The sequence below is a fragment of the Mycobacterium sp. IDUB_21 genome, assembly GCF_055419425.1.
Genome location: NZ_JBVAXQ010000001.1, coordinates 413491 through 433661, shown reverse-complemented (window position 1 = coordinate 433661; position 20171 = coordinate 413491). Strand labels below are relative to the sequence as shown.

General features: G+C 67.8%; 22 protein-coding genes and 1 pseudogene. 3 read left to right on the top strand and 20 right to left on the bottom strand.

Going from position 1 to position 20171, the window contains the following annotated elements:
- From ACZYY4_RS02125 to rplN, 11 genes and pseudogenes are all read right to left on the bottom strand, one after another.
- Positions 1-4602 (bottom strand): annotated as a pseudogene (locus tag ACZYY4_RS02125) (PE family protein); the annotation flags it as partial.
- A gap of 196 nt (positions 4603-4798) precedes the next feature.
- Entirely contained in the window at positions 4799-5239 is a 441-nt protein-coding gene (gene rplO / locus ACZYY4_RS02120) for a 50S ribosomal protein L15 (RefSeq protein WP_463807761.1), read from the bottom strand.
- A complete protein-coding gene (gene rpmD, locus ACZYY4_RS02115) occupies positions 5236-5418 on the bottom strand; it encodes a 50S ribosomal protein L30 (protein WP_463807759.1) in 183 nt (60 codons plus the stop codon). The genes rplO and rpmD overlap by 4 nt, the downstream gene beginning before the upstream one ends.
- Before the next feature lie 2 nt (positions 5419-5420).
- Positions 5421-6116, bottom strand: a complete 696-nt coding sequence (gene rpsE / locus ACZYY4_RS02110) for a 30S ribosomal protein S5 (RefSeq protein ID WP_463807758.1) — start codon at positions 6114-6116, stop codon at positions 5421-5423.
- Between the two features lie 46 nt (positions 6117-6162).
- Positions 6163-6531: a 50S ribosomal protein L18 gene (gene rplR / locus ACZYY4_RS02105; RefSeq protein ID WP_463807958.1), complete on the bottom strand. Its 369-nt coding sequence runs from the start codon at positions 6529-6531 to the stop codon at positions 6163-6165.
- A 41-nt stretch (positions 6532-6572) separates the two neighbouring features.
- Complete coding sequence (gene rplF, locus ACZYY4_RS02100) at positions 6573-7112, bottom strand: 50S ribosomal protein L6 (RefSeq protein WP_463807757.1); 540 nt, start codon at positions 7110-7112, stop codon at positions 6573-6575.
- A 13-nt stretch (positions 7113-7125) separates the two neighbouring features.
- A complete protein-coding gene (rpsH, locus tag ACZYY4_RS02095) occupies positions 7126-7524 on the bottom strand; it encodes a 30S ribosomal protein S8 (protein WP_463807756.1) in 399 nt (132 codons plus the stop codon).
- Positions 7525-7544: 20 nt separating this feature from the next.
- Positions 7545-7730, bottom strand: a complete 186-nt coding sequence (locus ACZYY4_RS02090; RefSeq protein ID WP_019737213.1) for a type Z 30S ribosomal protein S14 — start codon at positions 7728-7730, stop codon at positions 7545-7547.
- 4 nt (positions 7731-7734) lie between these two features.
- Entirely contained in the window at positions 7735-8298 is a 564-nt protein-coding gene (rplE, locus tag ACZYY4_RS02085; RefSeq protein ID WP_463807755.1) for a 50S ribosomal protein L5, read from the bottom strand.
- Between the two features lie 2 nt (positions 8299-8300).
- Positions 8301-8618, bottom strand: coding sequence for a 50S ribosomal protein L24 (rplX, locus tag ACZYY4_RS02080; protein WP_463807754.1), 318 nt, complete (start codon positions 8616-8618; stop codon positions 8301-8303).
- Entirely contained in the window at positions 8619-8987 is a 369-nt protein-coding gene (gene rplN, locus ACZYY4_RS02075; RefSeq protein WP_463807753.1) for a 50S ribosomal protein L14, read from the bottom strand.
- A gap of 285 nt (positions 8988-9272) precedes the next feature.
- Between rplN and ACZYY4_RS02070 the strand changes: the two genes are divergently transcribed.
- Complete coding sequence (locus tag ACZYY4_RS02070) at positions 9273-10241, top strand: threonine ammonia-lyase (protein WP_463807752.1); 969 nt, start codon at positions 9273-9275, stop codon at positions 10239-10241.
- Positions 10242-10320: 79 nt separating this feature from the next.
- On the opposite strand, the gene ACZYY4_RS02065 is transcribed toward ACZYY4_RS02070, so the two are convergent.
- From ACZYY4_RS02065 to ACZYY4_RS02055, 3 genes are all read right to left on the bottom strand, one after another.
- Entirely contained in the window at positions 10321-11178 is an 858-nt protein-coding gene (locus ACZYY4_RS02065; protein ID WP_463807751.1) for a formylglycine-generating enzyme family protein, read from the bottom strand.
- Positions 11179-11182: 4 nt separating this feature from the next.
- Positions 11183-13531, bottom strand: a complete 2349-nt coding sequence (locus ACZYY4_RS02060) for an arylsulfatase (RefSeq protein ID WP_463807750.1) — start codon at positions 13529-13531, stop codon at positions 11183-11185.
- A 69-nt stretch (positions 13532-13600) separates the two neighbouring features.
- On the bottom strand, positions 13601-14515 hold the full coding sequence (locus ACZYY4_RS02055) for a LysR family transcriptional regulator (protein ID WP_463807749.1): 915 nt from the start codon (positions 14513-14515) through the stop codon (positions 13601-13603).
- A gap of 456 nt (positions 14516-14971) precedes the next feature.
- Between ACZYY4_RS02055 and ACZYY4_RS02050 the strand changes: the two genes are divergently transcribed.
- Both ACZYY4_RS02050 and eccE read left to right on the top strand, forming a co-directional pair.
- Entirely contained in the window at positions 14972-16090 is a 1119-nt protein-coding gene (locus ACZYY4_RS02050; protein WP_463807748.1) for a hypothetical protein, read from the top strand.
- A 156-nt stretch (positions 16091-16246) separates the two neighbouring features.
- Complete coding sequence (eccE, locus tag ACZYY4_RS02045) at positions 16247-17443, top strand: type VII secretion protein EccE (protein WP_463807747.1); 1197 nt, start codon at positions 16247-16249, stop codon at positions 17441-17443.
- 12 nt (positions 17444-17455) lie between these two features.
- Here the strand turns inward: eccE and rpsQ are convergent, their stop codons facing one another.
- From rpsQ to rpsS, 6 genes are read right to left on the bottom strand one after another with little or no spacing between them, the layout of a single operon-like run.
- Complete coding sequence (rpsQ, locus tag ACZYY4_RS02040; RefSeq protein WP_463807746.1) at positions 17456-17773, bottom strand: 30S ribosomal protein S17; 318 nt, start codon at positions 17771-17773, stop codon at positions 17456-17458.
- Complete coding sequence (gene rpmC, locus ACZYY4_RS02035; protein WP_463807745.1) at positions 17773-18015, bottom strand: 50S ribosomal protein L29; 243 nt, start codon at positions 18013-18015, stop codon at positions 17773-17775. The genes rpsQ and rpmC overlap by 1 nt, the downstream gene beginning before the upstream one ends.
- Positions 18015-18431, bottom strand: coding sequence for a 50S ribosomal protein L16 (gene rplP, locus ACZYY4_RS02030; RefSeq protein ID WP_463807744.1), 417 nt, complete (start codon positions 18429-18431; stop codon positions 18015-18017). Before rplP ends, rpmC begins: the two co-directional genes overlap by 1 nt.
- Positions 18432-18434: 3 nt before the next feature.
- Complete coding sequence (gene rpsC, locus ACZYY4_RS02025; RefSeq protein ID WP_463807743.1) at positions 18435-19307, bottom strand: 30S ribosomal protein S3; 873 nt, start codon at positions 19305-19307, stop codon at positions 18435-18437.
- Complete coding sequence (gene rplV, locus ACZYY4_RS02020) at positions 19307-19879, bottom strand: 50S ribosomal protein L22 (RefSeq protein ID WP_463807742.1); 573 nt, start codon at positions 19877-19879, stop codon at positions 19307-19309. Before rplV ends, rpsC begins: the two co-directional genes overlap by 1 nt.
- A complete protein-coding gene (gene rpsS / locus ACZYY4_RS02015; RefSeq protein ID WP_224973161.1) occupies positions 19876-20157 on the bottom strand; it encodes a 30S ribosomal protein S19 in 282 nt (93 codons plus the stop codon). The genes rplV and rpsS overlap by 4 nt, the downstream gene beginning before the upstream one ends.
- Positions 20158-20171: the final 14 nt, after the last annotated feature.

Sequence of the window (20171 nt, the reverse complement as noted above, 5' to 3'; positions counted from 1 at the left end):
GCCACTGTTGTCAGTACCGGCCGCCCCATCAGCGCCACCACCACCAACCCCACCGACACCACCATTGCCGCCATCACCTTGAGCGCCCGCCACACCCGTGGCACCCGAAGCCGCCTGCCCGTCTCGGCCCGTACCACCGGCACCGCCCTGGCCGGCCGCGCCCGCGGCGCCACCAGTGCCACCGGCGCCACCCGCCGCGGCGTCACCACCATTGGTGCCCGCCGCCGCATTCGGATCTATCGCGGCGTCATACCCATTACCGCCGTTACCGCCGGTGCCACCGACACCACCGGTGCCGCCATTGCCGCCGGCACCGCCGACACCACCAAGACCTTCGACGCCATCGGTGGAGCCATGACCCGCTGCGCCGCCCTTGCCGCCGGAACCACCATTGCTGCCGGCCCCGCCGGCATCACCGGTGCCACCGGTATCACCGGCCGCACTCGCCGTGGTCGCCGTGCCGTCCGTGCCGTTGCCGCCGGTGTTGCCGACCCCACCGGTCGCCCCATCGAACCCGCGGCCACCCACACCGCCATCGCCACCGTCGCCACCAGCGCCCTGGGCGCCATCCAAACCACTGGCCGTCCCGGCAGCCGTCAAACCACCCGTACCGCCGGCGCCGCCGTCGCCACCCACACCACCATCACCGCCAGCACCACCGGCCACCCCCGCCGCCGTCGAGTCCACCCCGGCCACACCATCAGCACCCGCACCACCGACACCACCATTGCCACCCACACCCGCCGTGCCATCCACACCATCAGCGGCCGGGCCATTGAGGCCACTGCCGCCAGTACCACCGGCAGCGGCATTACCACCGTTGCCGCCCGTACCACCGGTGCCACCGTTATCACCCAGATTCACACCATCGACACCGACCGCACCGGTGGAACCATCCCCACCAGAACCACCGGCGCCACCGACACCACCCTCGCCCTGAACACCCGTGCTGCCATCAGCACCCGAGGCGACCTGGCCCGTGCGGCCGGTACCACCGGCACCACCATTGCCGGCCGCACCCCCGGCACCACCATTGCCGCCGCCGCCGCCGACCGCGCCATCACCACCACTAGTGCCCGCCAGCGCATTCGCATCGGTGGCCCCGTCATACCCATCGCCACCAGCGCCACCGGTGCCACCATTGCCGCCGGTGCCACCGTTTCCGCCGACACCACCCACGCCACCCAAGCCCTGCAGGCCATCGACAGAACCCTGCCCACCAGCCCCACCATTGCCACCGACACCACCATCGCTGCCGGCCCCACCAGCACCACCATCGGTGCCCTCAGTGCCCGCCGTACTCATCGTCGTCGCGGTGCCATCCGTGCCATTAGTGCCCGCGTCACCGACCCCACCAGCGCCACCATCAAAGCCCCGGCCACCCACACCACCATTGCCGCCAGCACCACCGATTCCCTGGACACCATCGAGACCACTGGCCGTCCCGGCCGCCGTCAAACCACCCGTACCGCCGGCACCGCCGTCGCCACCAACACCACCATCACCGCCGACACCACCCGCGACCCCCGCCGCCGTCGAGTCCACCCCGGCCACACCATCAGCACCCGCACCACCGACACCACCATTGCCACCCACACCCGCCGTGCCATCCACACCGCTGCCGGCGCCGCCGGTACCGCCCGCACCGGCATTGCCGCCGTTGCCGCCCGCACCACCGATGCCACCGTTATCACCCAGATTCACACCATCGACACCGACCGCACCCGTGGAACCATCCCCACCAGAACCACCGGCGCCACCGACACCCAGCGCGCTTCCGGTCCCGCCCACGCCGGCGTTACCGCCGCTGGTGCCCGCCGGAGCATTCGGATCACTCGCGGCGTCGTAGCCGTCGCCGCCGACGCCACCGTTGCCCTGCGGGCCGGTCGGGCCGGCACCGGCCTGCCCGTCACCGCCCGGTGTCGAGCCGGAGCCGCCCGTACCGCCCGCACCGGCGTCCCCGAGCGCACCGCCGTTGCCGCCGTTGCCGGCGTCGTGATGCAGCGCAGTGCCATCGGCGCCATCGCCGCCGTCGCCGGCCACACCCGCGTCGCCCCCGTCGCCGCCGGCGCCGCCGGCACCCTGAAGACCCGCGGTCGCGCCGTTGAGGCCCTGGCCACCGGCACCGCCCACACCGCCCGCGCCACCCGCCGCGCCACTCCCCCCGGCACCGCCGTCACCACCGTTGCCGTTACCGCCGTTCGCGAAGGTGCCCGCGGCGCCGAGGGCACCGTCACCACCGTTGCCACCCTGGCCGCCGTCGGCGCCGATTCCGCCCTGGCCGCCGTGCTTGCCGGCACCCGAACCGCTGCCACCGACACCGCCGGTGCCACCGGTTTGACCCGCGGTGCCGTCACCACCGGCCCCACCGGGCTGCGTGGCAGTGGCGCCGTTCGCGCCGGCTGCGCCCACGGTGCCGTCGCCACCGTTACCGCCGTTGCCGCTGCCGACGGCGTCGCCACCATTGCCGCCGCTGCCGCCGTTGGCTCCGCCGCTTCCGGCGTTACCTCCGTCGCCCTGCACGGTGCCGCCGTCGCCGCCGTCGCCGCCCTGGCCGCCGGTGCTTCCACCGGTTCCGGTGCCGCCTCCACCGGCGCCACCATTACCGCCATCGCCGATCGTCCCGCCGCTGCCGCCGGCACCGCCCGCACCCCCGGACACCCCCGGTGTCGTCGAGGTGAAGCCATCACCACCGTTACCGCCATGCGTCGCCGTGGGCGCCGGGTCCGATCCGTCGGCTCCGCCGGTGCCCGCCTGCCCGGTATCGGTTGCCCCGCCGGTACCGGCTGCGCCACCGGCACCACCTGCACCGGCAGCTCCGGCGTCACCGGCGTCGCCACCCTGACCGCCATCCGGATGAGTCACATCTCCGTCAGCGCCGTCCCCGCCGACACCTCCGGCCGCCGCATTGCCTCCGGCACCGCCGTCGCCGCCATTGCCGTTGGTGCCGGCCGTGCCGGTCGACGAGGTCGCCGCGCCGCCGCTGCCTCCGATGCCACCGGCCCCACCGGAACCGCCGTCGCCACCGGAGTGCCCGTCGGTTCCGGCGTCACCCGGGTTGGCGCCGTTCGTTCCGGCAAGGCCGGCCACTCCGTCACCGCCGCGACCGCCATCGCCCGCATTACCGCCGGCGCCTCCGTCGGCACCGGTCCCGCCGGCACCGCCAGCACCGCCGCTGCCGCCGTTGCCGCCCGAAATCCCCGGTGCGGCACCGGGATCGGCCGCCGGGTTGTAGCCGACACCGCCATTGCCGCCGACACCACCGGCACCGCCATCGCCGTCGGCGGCGTACGTTGCGCCGTCGGCTTCCAGTCCCCCGTGGCCGCCGTTGCCACCCGTGCCGCCGTTGCCACCCGCCGTCCCGTCGGGGTCGGCTGCGGTTCCATCGACACCGTCGATCCCGTTACCGCCGTTGCCGCCGCTACCGCCGACACCCCCGGCACCATCCGCGCCGCTGCCCTCGTGATCGGCGCTACCGGCCGCACCGCCATTACCGCCGACGCCACCGTTACCGCCGGAACCACCATTACCACCGTCAGCGGCGGTTCCACCGGCACCGGCCTGGCCGCCCTGACCACCAGCACCACCGTTACCGCCGTTGCCATACACCGCACCGCCGGCACCACCAACACCACCGTTGCCGCCGGCAGCACCCGCGCTGCCAGCCGTGCCGTTGCCGTCGGCGTCGGTAACCCCCTGCAAGCCCTGGCCACCGATACCACCGGCGCCACCATTACCACCGTTGCCGGTGTGCGGCCCGGCAGCACCACCGTTACCACCCAGTCCACCAGCGGTGGCCGCATAGCCATCGGTGGCATCCAAGCCATGCCCACCAACACCGCCGGCACCGCCGTTGCCGATACCGAGCTGACCCATGCCGTCGCCACCGTTACCACCGGCGCCCGCCAGGACCACGTTCCCGCTGTCGTCGACGAAAGCATCGGCACCGTTACCACCGGCACCGCCGTAACCCATCAGGCCGCCACCGGCACCGCCATCGCCACCGCTGCCCGCATACATGACGTCGTCGATGGTCACCGTCGAACCAGCAGCCGCATCCCCACCGGCGCCGCCGTTACCGAACAGGCCCGCCACACCACCATCAGAACCATCAATACCGTCGCCGCCATCACCGAACCAAGACCCACCATCCTGGGCAGCCACCAGATCACCATCACCGTTGATGAAGGCATCCGCGCCGTTGCACAACACGCCACACGAATCTCCCGTGGCGAACATCTGGTTCATCGGGTCCAGCCACCAGTCGTTGGCCGAATTGTTGATCGTGGCCTGCATCGAGTCATAGATCGACAGATACAACTGGTCATCGAAACTCACCCAGGCACCCGGGTCGCCACCGAACAACCCATCCCAGTCGTCAAAGGTCCACGCCGCCGACCCCGGCAGGTCCACCGCCGCACTCGAGTCGAACCACGCCAACGGGTCCAACCAGTCGAAGTCGAAATCAGCGTGAGCCGGCGAAGCCGCCAACGGCGACATCCCGAACGCCAGGAACGCCGCAACCGCACTGCCGGCACCCGCTACCCGGCGAGTGGCGCTGCCGCGCCGCCCGTTGGAGCCTGAACGCAACCGACGCCTCATGTGATCGCTGCCTTCCCACAGCCTCCACCCGGATCAGTGCCGCAGGTCACGTCCGCTCACGATTGTTACGTAAGGCTGTGAGACACATAGTAAGCTTTTATTTTTCCTGCACGTAAAAACAGCCGTTAAACAACAAAATCGCACCCCATCCGGTCAGATGGGGTGCGAGATTGTGACGTGTTTTTTCGGAAAAGCCTTACAGCTCGGTGGCCGAGCCTCCCGCTGCGGTGATCTTCTCGCGGGCGCTACCGCTGAACTTGTGCGCGGTGACGTCGGCCTTGACGCTGAGCTTGCCGTCGCCGAGCACCTTGACCAGCGTGTTCTTGCGAACCGCGCCCTTGGCGACCAGCTCGTCGAGGCCGATGGTGCCGCCGGACGGGAACAGCCGGTTGATGTCGCCGACGTTGACGACCTCGTACTCGGTGCGGAACCGGTTGCGGAAGCCCTTCAGCTTGGGCAGCCGCATGTGGATCGGCATCTGCCCACCCTCGAACCGGACCGGCACGTTCTTACGGGCCTTGGTGCCCTTGGTGCCGCGGCCCGCGGTCTTACCCTTGGAGCCTTCACCGCGACCGACGCGGGTGCGCTTGGTCTTCGACCCGGGCGCGGGGCGCAGGTCGTGCAGCTTGATGGTCATTCGGCTTCCTCCACTTGTACGAGGTGGTGGACAACCTTGATCAGCCCACGGGTCTGGGGGTTGTCCTCACGCACCACCGACTGGCGGATCTTGCGCAGGCCCAGGGTACGCAGGCTCTCACGCTGCTTCCAGCGCGCGCCGATCGTTCCCCGGACCTGGGTGATCTTCAGATTTGCCATGGTTATGCCGTGCCTTCCCGCGCGGCACTGGCGGCAAGCGCCTCGCTCTCCCGACGCGCCTTGAGCATCGCGGCCGGCGCGACGTCTTCGATGGGCAGACCGCGACGGGCCGCCACCTCTTCGGGACGCTGGATCATCTTGAGCGCGGCCACGGTGGCGTGCACCACGTTGATCGCGTTGTCGCTGCCCAGCGACTTGGACAGGATGTCGTGCACCCCGGCGCATTCCAGCACGGCACGCACCGCGCCGCCGGCGATCACACCGGTACCCGGGCTGGCCGGACGCAGGAACACCACACCGGCGGCGGCCTCACCCTGCACCGGGTGGACGATGGTGCCACCGATCAGCGGCACCCGGAAGAAGCTCTTGCGGGCCTCCTCGACGCCCTTGGCGATCGCGGCCGGCACCTCCTTGGCCTTGCCGTAGCCGACCCCGACCATGCCCTTGCCGTCGCCGACGATCACCAGCGCGGTGAAGCTGAACCGGCGGCCACCCTTGACCACCTTGGACACCCGGTTGATCGCGACAACGCGCTCCAGGTAGTTGCTCTTGTCGCCGTCCCGGTTGTCACGACCGCCGCGACCACCGTCGCGGCCACCGCGCCCGCCCCGGTTGTCACGGTTATCACGCCCGTCGGTACGGGGGGCGCTGCCCGTGTCGGGACCCGTCGAGGAGGCCCCTGTCGGCTGCTCCGCCATCATGCGGTCCTTCCAGTCATGTTCATGAAGTCAGTCATCTGGCGCATCAGAACTTCAATCCGCCCTCGCGCGCCGCGTCGGCCAGCGCCGCGATCCGTCCACCGTAGGTGTAGCCACCGCGGTCGAACACCACGGTGTCGACGCCGGCGGCCTTGGCGCGCTCGGCGATCAGTTGGCCGACCCGCACACTGTGCGCCTTCTTGTCGCCGTCCACACCCCGCACGTCGGCCTCGATCGAGGACGCCGCAGCCACGGTGTGACCGGCCAGGTCGTCGACCAGCTGGACGTGGATGTGCCGCGCGGAGCGGTTCACCACCAGGCGGGGACGCTCCGCCGTGCCGGCGAGCTTCTTGCGCAGCCGTGCGTGCCGACGCACCCGGTGGGTGCGACGGGCCTCCGAGACGCTCTGCCCGATGGGCTTGCGGGCCCCGGTGCCTGCTTGTGATTGCGCCATGACTACTTACCTGTCTTTCCGACCTTGCGGCGAACCTGTTCACCCTCGTAGCGCACGCCCTTGCCCTTGTAGGGGTCGGGGCGGCGCAGGCGACGGATGTTCGCCGAGATCTGACCGACCTTCTGCTTGTCGATGCCCGTGATCGAGAACTTGGTGGGCGTCTCCACCGCGAAGGTGATGCCGTCGGGAGCCTTGATCAGCACCGGGTGGCTGTAGCCCAGGGCGAACTCCAAGTCGGAGCCCTTGAGCACCACGCGGTAACCGACGCCGAAGATCTCCATCTTGCGGACGTAACCCTCGGAGACTCCGGTGACCAGGTTCGCCACCAGGGTGCGACTCAGGCCGTGCAACGAGCGGTTGCGACGCTCGTCGTCGGGACGGGTGACCACCAGGGCACCGTCGTCGTTGCGTGCCACCCGGATGGGCTCGGCCACCGTGAGTTCCAGGGTGCCCTTGGGCCCCTTGACCGAGACCTGCTGGCCGTCGATCGTCACGTCGACCCCGGACGGAACCGGGACCGGCTGCTTACCAATACGCGACATGTCTGCTACTCCCTCACCACACGTACGCGAGGACTTCGCCGCCCACGCCCTGTCTGGCAGCCTGACGGTCGGTGAGCAGGCCCGAGGACGTGGAGATGATCGCCACGCCCAGGCCGCCGAGCACCCGCGGCAGGCTGGTCGACTTCGCGTAGACCCGCAGTCCGGGCTTGGACACCCGGCGCAGACCGGCGAGACTGCGCTCCCGGTTCGGGCCGTACTTGAGGTTGACCACCAGCGCCTTGCCCACCCGGGCTTCTTCGACGTGGTAGTCGGTGATGTAACCCTCGCGCTTGAGGATCTCGGCGATGTTGGCCTTGATCTTCGAGTGCGGCAGGGTCACCTCGTCGTGATACGCCGAGTTGGCGTTACGCAGACGCGTCAAGAAGTCCGCGATCGGGTCCGTCATAGTCATTTAGCGCTGCTCCTCCGCCGTCACCAGCTGCTCTTCTGCACACCGGGCAGTTCGCCGGCGTGCGCCATCTCGCGAAGGCAGATTCGGCACAGGCCGAACTTGCGGAGTACCGCGCGCGGACGGCCGCACTTGTTGCAGCGGGTGTAGGCGCGCACCGCAAACTTGGGCTTGCGGGCCGCCTTGTTAACCAACGCCTTCTTCGCCATCAGGTCACTTCTCCTTGAACGGAAAGCCGAGTGCCCGCAGCAGCGCTCGTCCTTCGTCGTCGTTCGTCGCCGAGGTGACGACGGTGATGTTCATCCCCCGCGGGCGGTCGATGGAGTCCACGTCGATCTCGTGGAACATCGACTGCTCGGCCAGCCCGAAGGTGTAGTTGCCGGAGCCGTCGAACTGCTTGGGCGACAGGCCGCGGAAGTCGCGGATACGCGGCAGCGCAATCGAGGTGAGCCGGTCCAGGAACTCCCACATCCGGTCGCCGCGCAGCGTCACCCGGGCGCCGATCGGCATGCCTTCGCGCAGCTTGAACTGGGCGATCGACAGCCGCGCCTTGCGGATCTCCGGCCGCTGGCCGGTGATCAACGCCAGGTCGTTGACCGCGTTGTTGATCAGTTTGGCGTCGCGGGCGGCTTCTCCGACGCCCATGTTGACGACAACCTTCACCACGCCCGGGATCTGCATCACGTTGGCGTAGTTGAACTCTTTGTTCAGCGCGTCGCGGATTTCGTCGCGGTAACGCACCTTCAGCCGGGGCTGGGTCTTTTCTGCCGTAGTCATCCCTAGATGTCCTTGCCGTTGCGCTTGGAGACGCGAACCTTCTTGCCGGACTCGGCGTCCACCCGGTAGGCGACCCGGGTGGGCTTACCGTCGGAGTCGACGACCATCACGTTGGAGATGTGGATCGAGGCCTCCTGCGTGACGATCCCGCCCGAGGACGCGCCGGCCTGGTTGGCCGAGTCCGCGACGTGCTTCTTGATCCGGTTGACGCCCTGGACCAGCACCCGGTTACGGGTGGGGAAAGCCTTGAGGACCTTGCCCTTGGCGCCCTTGTCCTTGCCGGCGATGACCAGCACCGTGTCGCCCTTGTGGACCTTCATTTACAACACCTCCGGGGCCAGCGAGACGATCTTCATGAACCGCTTCTCGCGCAGTTCACGGCCGACCGGCCCGAAGATGCGCGTCCCGCGCGGGTCGTTGTCGGGCTTGATGATCACCGCGGCGTTCTCGTCGAACTTGATGTAACTGCCGTCGGCACGGCGACGCTCCTTGACGGTGCGCACCACCACGGCCTTGACGACGTCACCGCGCTTGACGTTGCCGCCCGGGATGGCGTCCTTGACGGTCGCGACGATGACATCACCGATGCCCGCGTAGCGCCGCCCGGAGCCGCCGAGCACCCGGATGCACAAGATCTCCTTGGCGCCGGTGTTGTCGGCGACCTTCAACCGCGATTCCTGCTGAATCACCAGATCTCCTCAATATTCGGGGCGACGCGCGGCATGGCGGTACCAGCCGGAGTCTCCCCGGACGTGCGTTGTCCTACAGTTCTTGCGAGGCCGAAGTGCACGCAGGGCCAACTTTCGCTGGCCGAGGTCTGCTCACGGCAACCCCTAGAGCTTAGGTGACGAGGCTCCCAGCACCAAATCGGTCTCCCACTACCCGCGAGCGTGCGTGCCCCCGGCCGACACGCCGCAGTTTTTACCGGAAGTACGCACCCTCACGAAGCCCATTAACATTGCTACCCTGCGGTGATGGCGACCCGCCTCGACACCGGTCGCATCCGGACTGCGCGTCAGGTGATCAACCCGATATTTCTCGACACCCCGCTGTATCGCTGCGAAGCTCTCGAACCCAGCCTGGGCTGCAGGTTGAGTATCAAACTCGAAACCGCAAACCCGGTGCGCAGCTTCAAGGCGCGGGGAACCGAGGTGGTCACCAGCCGACTGGCCGACAGTGGATTGCAGGCCGTGGTGTGTGCCAGCGCCGGCAATCTCGGCCACGCCCTGGCCTGGTCCGGCCGCCGCCGCGGAATCGACGTCACCGTCGTGGCATCGCGCTTCGCACCGCCAGCCAAGCTCGACCGCATCCGCGCCCTGGGTGCCAGGTTGAAACTGGCGGACGGCGACTTCGACACGGCACGCGAGCAGGCGGCCGCAATCGCTCAATCCGAGGGCATCCGGCTGATCGAAGACAGCCTGGATATCGAGACTTGCGAGGGTGCGGCGACCATCGGCCTGGAACTGGTGAACGCCGCGGGGTCGTTCGACTCCGTCCTGATCGCTCTCGGTGGCGGGGCACTGGCCACCGGTGTTGGTCATGTACTGAAAGCTCTCGCGCCTGAAGTAGAAGTGATCTGCGTCCAGCCTGCGGGCGCCCCGGCGATGACGCATTCGTGGCGCCAAAGACGGATCGTCACCACGGATTCGATCGACACCATCGCCGAAGGCGTCGCCAGCGGCCGTCCCATTCCCGCCGTACTGGACGACCTCCTGCTGGTCGCCGACGACGCGCTCCTGGTACAGGAGTCCTCGATCATCGCCGGCATGCGAATGCTTTTCGCCCATGCCGGTCTCGTCGTGGAACCGTCAGCCGCGCTCGGCATCGCGGCGATCCTCGAAAACCGGGAACGATTCGCCGGCCGGCACGTGGTCACAATCGTGTGTGGCAGCAATGTCGACGCAGACACGTTCTATCGCTGGGTCGGGTCGGCCGAGGGCTGAGCGTGCGCAATTCCGGTCGCGACACGGCGTGTCAGGCCGGGGACACGCCCGCTCGGCGCAGGGTGCTCACCCGCGCCGGTTAGTCCGCCACGCAGCGGAACCCGATGTGGCTGGTGGCGGTGTCCTGCGACTGCGGGGAGCGCGCCGCGGGCCGGTAACGGTGGCAGTACTCCGGAGCGCACAGATGCGATCCGCCCTTGAGGGTCTGACTGACGGCCGGATCGGCGGGCCCGGCCGGCGCGCAACAGGACTTCGGCGGTGTGTCGAGCCGGTGATGGGCGCTGAACTCGGTGGTCGTCCACTCCCAGACATTGCCGACCATGTCCAGCAGGCCCCACCCGTTCGGCGGGAACGTCCCCACCGGCGACGTCGCGAACCAGCCCGCGGCGCCGTCGTTGCGATGGGGAAAGGCGCCCTGCCAGGTGTTGGCCATCAGCACCCCGCCCGGCCTCTCCTCCTCGCCCCAGGGGTAGGTGGTGCTGCGACCCGCACGGGCGGCGTACTCCCACTCGGCTTCGGTCGGCAGACGCCGGCCGCTCCACCGGGCGTAGGCGGCCGCGTCGGGATAGGCGACCTGGACCACCGGGTGATCGGGCTTGTCCTCGACGGTGCTGCGCGGGCCGATCGGATGGCGCCAGTTCGCGCCGGGAACCCACCGCCACCACTGTCGCCAATCACGCAGGTCGACCGGCCCGGCGGTGGGGGTGAAGACCAGGGCACCCGGTTCGGCGGCGTAAACCGGATCGGGTTCCACCTCGGCGACAGTCACATACCCTGTCGCGGCGACGAATTCGGCGAACCGGGCATTGGTCACCGGATGTCGCTCGATCGCGAACGCCGCCACGGCCACGGTGTGAATCGGGGCCTCTTCGGGATAGAAGCTCGTCGAGCCCATCCGAAACACCCCACCGGGAACGTCGACAAGTTCGGTCAGCATCGCCTCAGTCCCGCGAAAACGCCGCCGCCAGGCTACTTTTCACATCGAGGTACGGCTCACCACTGACATCCACCGCGACGTCCGCGATGGTGCCGCCGGTGAAGCCGAACGGCACCCGGTACGCCGACGACACCGCCTGGCCGGTATTGCGCCCGACGCTCACCCCGCCGCCGGCCAACGCGAACGCGCCCGGCTGGGTCATCATGTCGGGCAGCGTGGCGACCACCGTGTCGTCGATGTAGAGCGAGGAATCGCCGACCGGCGTGTGACTGCCTTCTACCGTGCCGCTGCGTTCGAAACGCACTCCGAACATGTGTTGTCCCAACGGAATCGGATCAGGAGATGACAACCACTGTTCGCGCTCACCCAGGAAGTTGTAGACGTAGTGCAGTCGACCGTCCTGGATGAACAGCACCTGGCCGCCGTGCCGGGCACCCTGTTTGAACAGCACACCCTCAGCGGTGGCGGATTCGACCGTGACGCGCGCCAGCACCGAAAACGAGCGGCCACGCAACTCCACGCACGCGCCCAACGGAACCTCGGCGGTGTTCGGGTAGTAGCTGTAGCCGGTGCGGTCGCCAGCCAGGTACGGCCGCTGCCGACTCGTCATCTCGAAAATGTTGAGGTCGGCCAGCGGTAGCCCGTTGTACTTCTCCGCCTCGGTGAACCACAGCTCCCGGAGTTCTTCGAACTTCTCGGGATGTTCACCGGCCAGGTCGCGGCATTGACTGCGATCCTCCTCGATGTTGTACAGCTCCCAACGGTCGGCGTCGAAGTGGCCCCAGCCGGACGGCGTCGCCGCATGCACGGTGTTGGCGAACCAGCCCCGGTGCCAGATCCCGCGAGTACCGAGCATCGTGTAGAACTGGGTGTGCTTGCCGGTGTCTGCCGCCGGATCTGCAAGCGCCGCTTTGAAACTGACTCCCTCGAGCGGCCGTTGTGCAATGCCGCGCACCGTCTCGGGTGGAGTGATACCGAGCAGGTCGTAGACCGTCGGGGTCACGTCGCACACATTGACGTAGGTGTCGCGTACCTCGCCGTGGGCGGCGATTCCGTTGGGCCAGCTCACGATCGCAGGATCGGCGATACCGCCCTCGTGGGAGGCGTACCGCTTGTAGAGCTTGTAAGGCGTGTTGAACGCCATCGCCCATCCGACCGGGTAATGGTTATAGGTCTCCGGGCTTCCCAACTGATCGAAGAGTTTCATCGCCTCCTCGACGGTGTCGAGATAGCCGTTGAAGAACTTGTTCTCGTTGGGTGAACCGTTGGGCCCGCCCTCCCCGCTGGCGCCGTTGTCGGAGATCACCACGACGATGGTGTTGTCGAGTTGGCCGGATTCCTCCAGATAGTCCAGGATCCGGCCGATCTGGGCGTCGGTGTAGCTCTGGAATCCGGCGAACACCTCGGCCATCCGGGCGAACAATCGCTTCTCGGTGTCGTCGAGGCTGTCCCACGGGCGCACCGTGTCCAGCGCGGGCCAGGGCTGACCGTCGGCGCTGGTGGCATCGAGGTAGGGGTTGATCTCCGAGAGCTCGGTGTCCGGCGGGACCAGGCCCAGCTGCTTCTGGTTGGCCAGCACGATCTCCCGATAGTGTTCGTAGCCCATGTCGAAGCGGCCGGCGTAGCGGTCTGCCCACTCGGCGAAGACGTGGTGCGGGGCGTGGCCGGCACCCGGGCAGACGTAGGAGAACCAGGGTTTGCCGGGAGCGATCGTCTGAGCATCGCGGATGAATTCGATCGTCTTGTCGGCGATGTCCTTGGACAGGTGATAGCCGTCCTCCGGTGTGGCCGGTGGCGCTACCGGGTGGTTGTCGTAGACCAGATCGGGATACCACTGGTTGGTCTCACCGCCCATGAACCCGTAGAACCGTTCGAATCCGCGCTGCGTCGGCCAGTGCCGCCTGGTGGCGGCCATGTTGGACTCTTCCAGCGGGGTCAGGTGCCACTTGCCGACGCAGAACGTGTTCCAGCCACGTTCGGCGAGGACCTCACTCAGCAGGGCGGTTTCGAACGGGATACGGCCGCTGCAGTTGGGGAATCCGTCGGTGAACTCTTCGATGGTGGCCATACCCACGCTGGTGGCGTTGCGACCGGTGAGCAGCGCCGCCCGCGTCGGGGAACACAGTGCGGTGGTGTGGAATTGGGACAGCCGAACACCACGCTCGGCGATCCGGCCCATCGCAGGCATCTCCACCAGTCCGCCGAAGCAGTCCCAGGTGGCGATACCGGTGTCGTCCCAGACCAGGTAGAGCACGTTCGGCGCGCCCTCCGGGGCGGTCGGCGCAGCGAACGGCCCCCAGTCCGGTTCGGAATCCCGGATATCGAGACCGATCTTGCCCTGAAATTCCACCATCGCTCACTCCGCTGTCCAGCCCCCCGGATCGGTGAGAGACTACCGGCCCGGCGATGCCCCCGCGGTCTTTCACACCGCAGATGGCTCCGCCCGCCCGGATAGCCGGCGCTGCCCGGCACCAGCCGACAGCAACTCACCGAGAAATGCCGCAGCCGCCGGCGAGGGCGCCCGCTCGCTCGGGGTGATCAACACCAGCTCACGCGGGATCGCCGGATCGGTCGCCACCCCGACGATGTACTCCGACTTCTCCACCAACGCCGGTGGCAGCAGGGCGATGCCCAGACCGGCGGCAACCAGGTCGACCAGGTCGTCCGGAGTGTTGGTCTCCGCACAGATGCTCCGTTGGAAACCGAGTTCGGCACAGATGCCATCGATGTGCAGCCGAGTCCGCAAGTCCGCCCGGCGTTCGACGAATTCCCGCTGCTGCAGATCGGTCAGGGCGACGATGTCGTTGCCGGCAAGCGGATCGTCGTGTCGCACCGCCAGGACCAGGTACTCGGTCCCCAGGGACAGTTCCTTGACCCGGGTCCCGTCGAACGGGCGGCTGACGAAAGCCAGGTCCAGGCCACCGTCGACGGTCGCGTGTACCAGCGCGTCGATGGCGTCGTGTCGCAGCGCGATATCGATGCGCGGGAAGCTCCGGTGATACCGCGCCAACAGCGCAGGCAAGTCGACGGTGCCCAAGCCCTGGATCGCCCCGATCGCCAGTTGCCCGGACAGCAGGCCTCGGACCGCGTCGACGGCCGCCCGTGCGTGGTCTGCGGCGGCCAGCGCGTTCTGCGCATCCGGCAGTAGCGCCTGACCGGCTGCCGTGAGGTCGACGCGACGGTTGTTGCGCACCAACAGCGCGGTGCCGAGTTCCTGTTCAAGGCCGCTGATCGAGGCGGACAGAGTGGACTGCACCACGTGGACTTTGGCGGCAGCGCGGGTGAAGTGCAGTTCCTCAGCCACGGCGACGAAATGCCTCAACTGCCGCAGTTCCATAGCGATCAGTGTGCCGTCCGGTACCGATTGGTCAAATCGAAAGTTCCATTCCGCCAACGTGATTACTTTGATTCCGCTGAGACCAAACCGGGATAAACGCTTATCTTTACCATAGGCGTACTGCCGCAAGGACTTACATCGTCGCCTTAACGTGCGTCTATCGATGACGACGATTCCCTAGATTGAGATTAACTGTTGAAATATCCGCCGACAGGGGTGGTGGCGACGTCGTCGACCCGTTAGCGTCTGACGAGGAAGCCACGGGGGGTTGAGGAAAAGCCCTCGGCATCTGGACATCCGTTGTCGCCCAACGTTATCAGTGCACTTCCGGCGGTCACGCCGCAGTCGGCCATGCGCGAGACACGGGGCAATCGACGATGTTGACCTACGCCCGGCGGGTTCGACGGTGAACGCACAGGCCGGGTTCATCAAAGAGCGGAAGGAACGTAGCGAAAAATGAATCGTCGGATCCTATTCTCGGTCGGTGGTGCCACCGCCGGTCTACTCACGACCACATTCCTGCCCCTAACAGTCGCTTTGGCCGACAGCGGTGCCGGTACGGTCGGCGATGTCGGCAGCACCGCCCTGCCCGTCGACCTGGCGAGCAACGTGGCCGGCACGGGAGGCGCGGCACCACTGGGCGACACCGGGGCTCTCAGCCCGCAGGTGAACGCACCCACCCCTACCTCGCTGGGCGATCTCGGCGCGATTCCCGGCGCGGGCACGCCCAGCCCGCAGCCGCTCGGCGATACCAGTAGCTTGCCGCCGATCAGCGGCACCCCTGCCGTCACCCCCGGCGGCACACCTGACGCCACACCCGACGCCACCCCCGGAGCCACACCGGACGCCACCCCCGGCGCCGGCGATAGCTTCACCATCGGAGACACCACCTTCAACCCGGTCCAAGCCGACGGCTCAGAGGGCTTCACCCCGCTCAGCCCGCTGTTCAGCGCCCCGCCGCTGTTCCAGGTCGCCGAGGGCGACCAATCGTTCGATGTCACCAGCGGCAGCCCGACCGGCGCCACCGACCTCGGCAACGTCACCGCCAGCGAGAACGTCACGAATCTGTTCGGCGGTATCCACAACACGGAGTTCACCATCACCGACGTGACTCCGGCCGGTGACGCAACCGCTTCGGACCTTCCCGCCGTCGGGACGGTCTATGACGTCATGAACTTCGGCAACGGATTCGAGAACATCTACACCGACATCCCCGGCGCGGACGGTGCCGCCAACTCCATCACCGACACCCTGATGACACCGTTCGGCGACTTCAACATTCCGACCGATTTCGATGCGGCCGGACTGCTTGATCCCGGCGATGCGTTCAGTGGTGTGTCCTCGTTGGGTGCGGACGCAGCAGGAGGTGCGACCGATGCAGCCAGCGGTGCAACCGCCGATGCCGCGGGCGGTGCCGCCGATGCGGCAGCCGGAGGCGCAGCCGATGCGGCAGCCGGGGGCGCAGCCGATGCCGCGGGAGGCGCCGCGGACGCCGCCGGAGGCGCAGCTGACGCCGCGGGAGGCGCCTCAGATATCGCGAGCATGTTCGACCCGCTGAGCTTCCTGGGCATCTGAGCAGGCTCTCGTTTCGACCGCAGCGATCGACCACCCCAAACATCCCAGGTCTCCAGCAGCGGGGGCCTGGGATGTTTGGTGTGCAACCGGACCGGAAAACCCGGTCACCGCACAAGCTATGGAAATTCTCGGGGGGACCATGAAACAGGCGCAACGATGAAGGCGCAGCATACCTTTGGGCTCAACCTGTCCTGGATGCGCGTGACGACGGTATTCCTCATCGATCTCGCAGTCTTGCGCATCGCCGGCCATTGGCCCGATCAACTCGGCACGGCGGGCCGCGCCTGGTGGCCGGGAGTCGGACTCGCGGCACTGGTGACGATGGGCGCGCTGATCACCCACCGCCGAGTCCCGCTGACGGCGATCGTGCTGGCGCGGGTACTGGATCGGTTCGCCAGCCCGGCCTCGTTTCTGAACGAGGGCTGTACACCCGGCTTCGATCACCGCCGCCGCTACGGCCATGACGTGGTCGGAATGCGCGAATATCGGGGCCAGCTGGTCACGGTGATCGCTGTCGAGCCGCCCCGACCGGAAAGCTCCGGCCGCCATGGGCGCGGCCCCCGGCCGTCGCCCGCACTGCAGGCCGGAATCGTTGCCGACGCCCTGCGGCAGTTCGATGTGCGGCTGGACGGCATCGACATCGTCTCAGTGCGAACGTGTGACGCTACTCCCGACGCTGACGCCGCGCCGGGCGATGACGGACAGACGCCGGCCGCGCCCGCGCCCTCCGGTCCCCGCGACACCTGGTTGATGCTGCGGATGGACCCGATGCGCAACGCCGACGCGGTGGCCGTACGCGACTCGGTCGCGGCGACCCTGGCGGCGGCTACCGAACGGCTCGCACACGACCTGCAGGACCGACAAATCATCGCTCGCGTGCTGACGGCCGAGGAGTTCGGTCATGTCGACGCGGCGGTGTTGGCCGGTCTGCAACCCACCCGGATCCGTCGGCGACGCCGCCGGTTGAAGCAGAAGCAGCCCAAGGGTCCCAAGCAGTACGCGGCCACCTTCTGGATGTCGCCGCGCGACATCAGCACGGCGAATCTGGAGCGGCTCTGGCTGCCCGCGGCCGACACCACGGCGATCACCGTCCGGCTGGCACCGCAGAACCACCACACCGAGGTATCGGTGTTGGTGCGCTACCACAGCGCCAACCGACTGCGCAGGAACATGTGGAGCGGATTGAACCGCCTCAACGGCCGTCAACTGACCGCGTTGCGGACCAGCCTGCCGACGCCCATGCGCCGGACGCTGGCGGTACCGGCCCGGCAGGTGGGCGAGCAAGACTCGCTGCAGATACCGCTCGGCCCCACCGCACAGCAACCGCTGGCGCGGGTCAGGGTGCCGGCGTAACGAGAACGGCCTTTACTTCGCCTTCTCGAGGATCTCCACCAGGCGCCACCGCTTCGTCGCCGACAGCGGACGGGTCTCCATCAGCGACACCCGGTCGCCGATGCCGGCCGTGTTGTTCTCGTCGTGCGCCTTGACCTTCTTGGTGGTCCGGATGATCTTGCCGTAGAGCGGGTGCTTCATCCGGTCTTCCAGCTCGACGACGATGGTCTTCTCCATCTTGTCGCTGACCACGTAGCCGATCTGGGTCTTACGGCGACCCCGCACATCCTCCATACGCGGAGTGTGCTTGGGGCCCTTCTCCGTGGCCTCAGCCTTTGTCGCCTTTGCCATTACGATCCCTCGCCTTCAGAACCATCGGGACCGGACGCCAGGCCCAGTTCACGCTCGCGCAACACGGTGTAGACGCGCGCGATCTGGTGGCGCACCGTGCGGAGCCGACGGTTGTTGTTGAGCTGTCCGGTCGCCATCTGGAAACGCAGGTTGAACAGCTCTTCTTTGGACTCGCGCAGCCGCTCGACAAGCTCGTCGGCGTTAAGCTCGCGCAGTTCGCCGGCGGTAACTCCCACTGCCATCAGAACTGCTCCTCTCGGGTGACGATGCGCGCCTTGATCGGCAGCTTGTGAATCGCGCGGGTCAGTGCCGCGCGGGCGATGGCCTCGTTGGGGTAGCTGAGCTCGAACAGCACCCGGCCCGGCTTGACGTTCGCGACCCACCACTCCGGCGAACCCTTACCCGAACCCATGCGGGTCTCGGCGGGCTTCTTGGTCAGCGGACGGTCCGGGAAGATGTTGATCCACACCTTGCCGCCACGCTTGATGTGCCGGTTGATGGCGATACGGGCCGACTCGATCTGCCGGTTGGTGACGTAGGCGTGCTCCAGTGCCTGGATGCCGTACTCGCCGAACGTCACCGCGGTGCCGCCGCTGGCGATACCGCGCTGCCGCGGGTGATGCTGCTTGCGGTGCTTGACCTTGCGGGGAATCAACATGACTCAGCTCTCCGTGCTCTGCGTTTCGGTGCCCGCCTCCGGGGCCGACGATGCAGCGGCTTCGGCGGCCGGCTCGGCGGACACGGGGGCTTCGGTGGCATCCGTGGCGACCGAGGCGGCCCGGCCGGCGTCGGTGCTGGTCGCGGTGGTGCCCGCCGCGCCACTACGGCGCGGACGAGTGCCGGTCGGCCGCTCCCGACGGGGACGGTCGCCACCGGACGGTGCGCCAACGGCCAGCTCGCGCTTGCCGCCGACGATGTCGCCCTTGTAGATCCAGACCTTCACGCCGATCCGGCCGAAGGTGGTCTTGGCCTCGTAGAGCCCGTAGTCGATGTCGGCACGCAACGTGTGCAGCGGCACCCGGCCCTCGCGGTAGAACTCCGAGCGGCTCATCTCGGCGCCGCCGAGACGGCCCGAGCACTGCACCCGGATGCCCTTGACGTTGGGCTGGCGCATCGCCGACTGAATCGCCTTGCGCATCGCCCGGCGGAACGCCACGCGGTTGCTCAGCTGCTCGGCGACGCCCTGGGCCACCAGCTGCGCCGTCGACTCGGGGTTCTTCACCTCGAGGATGTTGAGCTGCACCTGCTTGCCGGTCAGCTTCTCCAGGTCGGCACGAATCCGGTCGGCCTCGGTGCCGCGGCGGCCGATGACGATGCCCGGCCGGGCGGTGTGGATGTCTACTCGAACTCGGTCGCGAGTCCTTTCGATCTCGACGTCGGCGATGCCGGCGCGCTCCAGCCCGGTCGACAGCAGCCGACGGATCGCCACATCTTCCTTGACGTAGTCCGCGTACTGCTTGTCGGCGTACCACCGCGACTTCCAGTCGGTGGTGATCCCGAGCCGGAAGCCGTGCGGGTTGATCTTCTGGCCCATTACTCTGAGCCCTCCTTCGCGTCGGACGTCTCAGGCGCCTTCTTGGCTTTGGACTTGTCGGTCGACTTCACCGACGAAGCCTTCTTGGCGGGCGCCTTGTTCGCCGCCGCCTTCTCGGTTGCCTTGGCCCCCGGAGCCTTCGTGGCCGCGGCCTTGCTGGCCTGCGCACGACGCGCCCGGGTGGCACCGGCGGACTGTGCCGAACCGCCGCCCTTGCCCGGCCGGCTCTCCACCACCACGGTGATGTGGCTGGTGCGCCGGCGGATTCGGTAGGCACGCCCCTGGGCGCGTGGCTTGATCCGCTTGGCGGTCGGGCCCTCGTCTGCGTAGACGGTGGCCACCACCAGGGTGGACGGGTCCAGGCCGTTGTTGTTCTCGGCATTGGCCGCCGCGCTGGCGATGACCTTGGCCACCGGCAGGCTGGCCTGCTGCGGTGCCCAGCGCAGGATGTCCAGCGCTTCAGCCACGGACTTGCCGCGCACCAGGTTGATCACCCGGCGCGCTTTACTGGCCGAGATACCCACATGGCGGGCCTTGGCGACAGCAGACGGATATTCAGTCGTAACGCTCACCGGCGCTTAGCCTTCCGGTCGTCTTTGATGTGTCCCTTGAAGGTGCGCGTCGGAGCAAATTCGCCGAGCTTGTGCCCGACCATCGACTCGGTGACGAATACCGGAACATGCTTGCGGCCATCGTGAACGGCGAACGTGTGCCCGATGAAGTCCGGGATGATCGTCGACCGACGCGACCAGGTCTTGATGACCTGCTTGGTGTTCTTCTCGTTCTGAGCGTCGACCTTCTTGAGCACATGGTCGTCGACGAACGGACCCTTTTTGAGGCTGCGTGGCATCGCTTTCCCTCCGC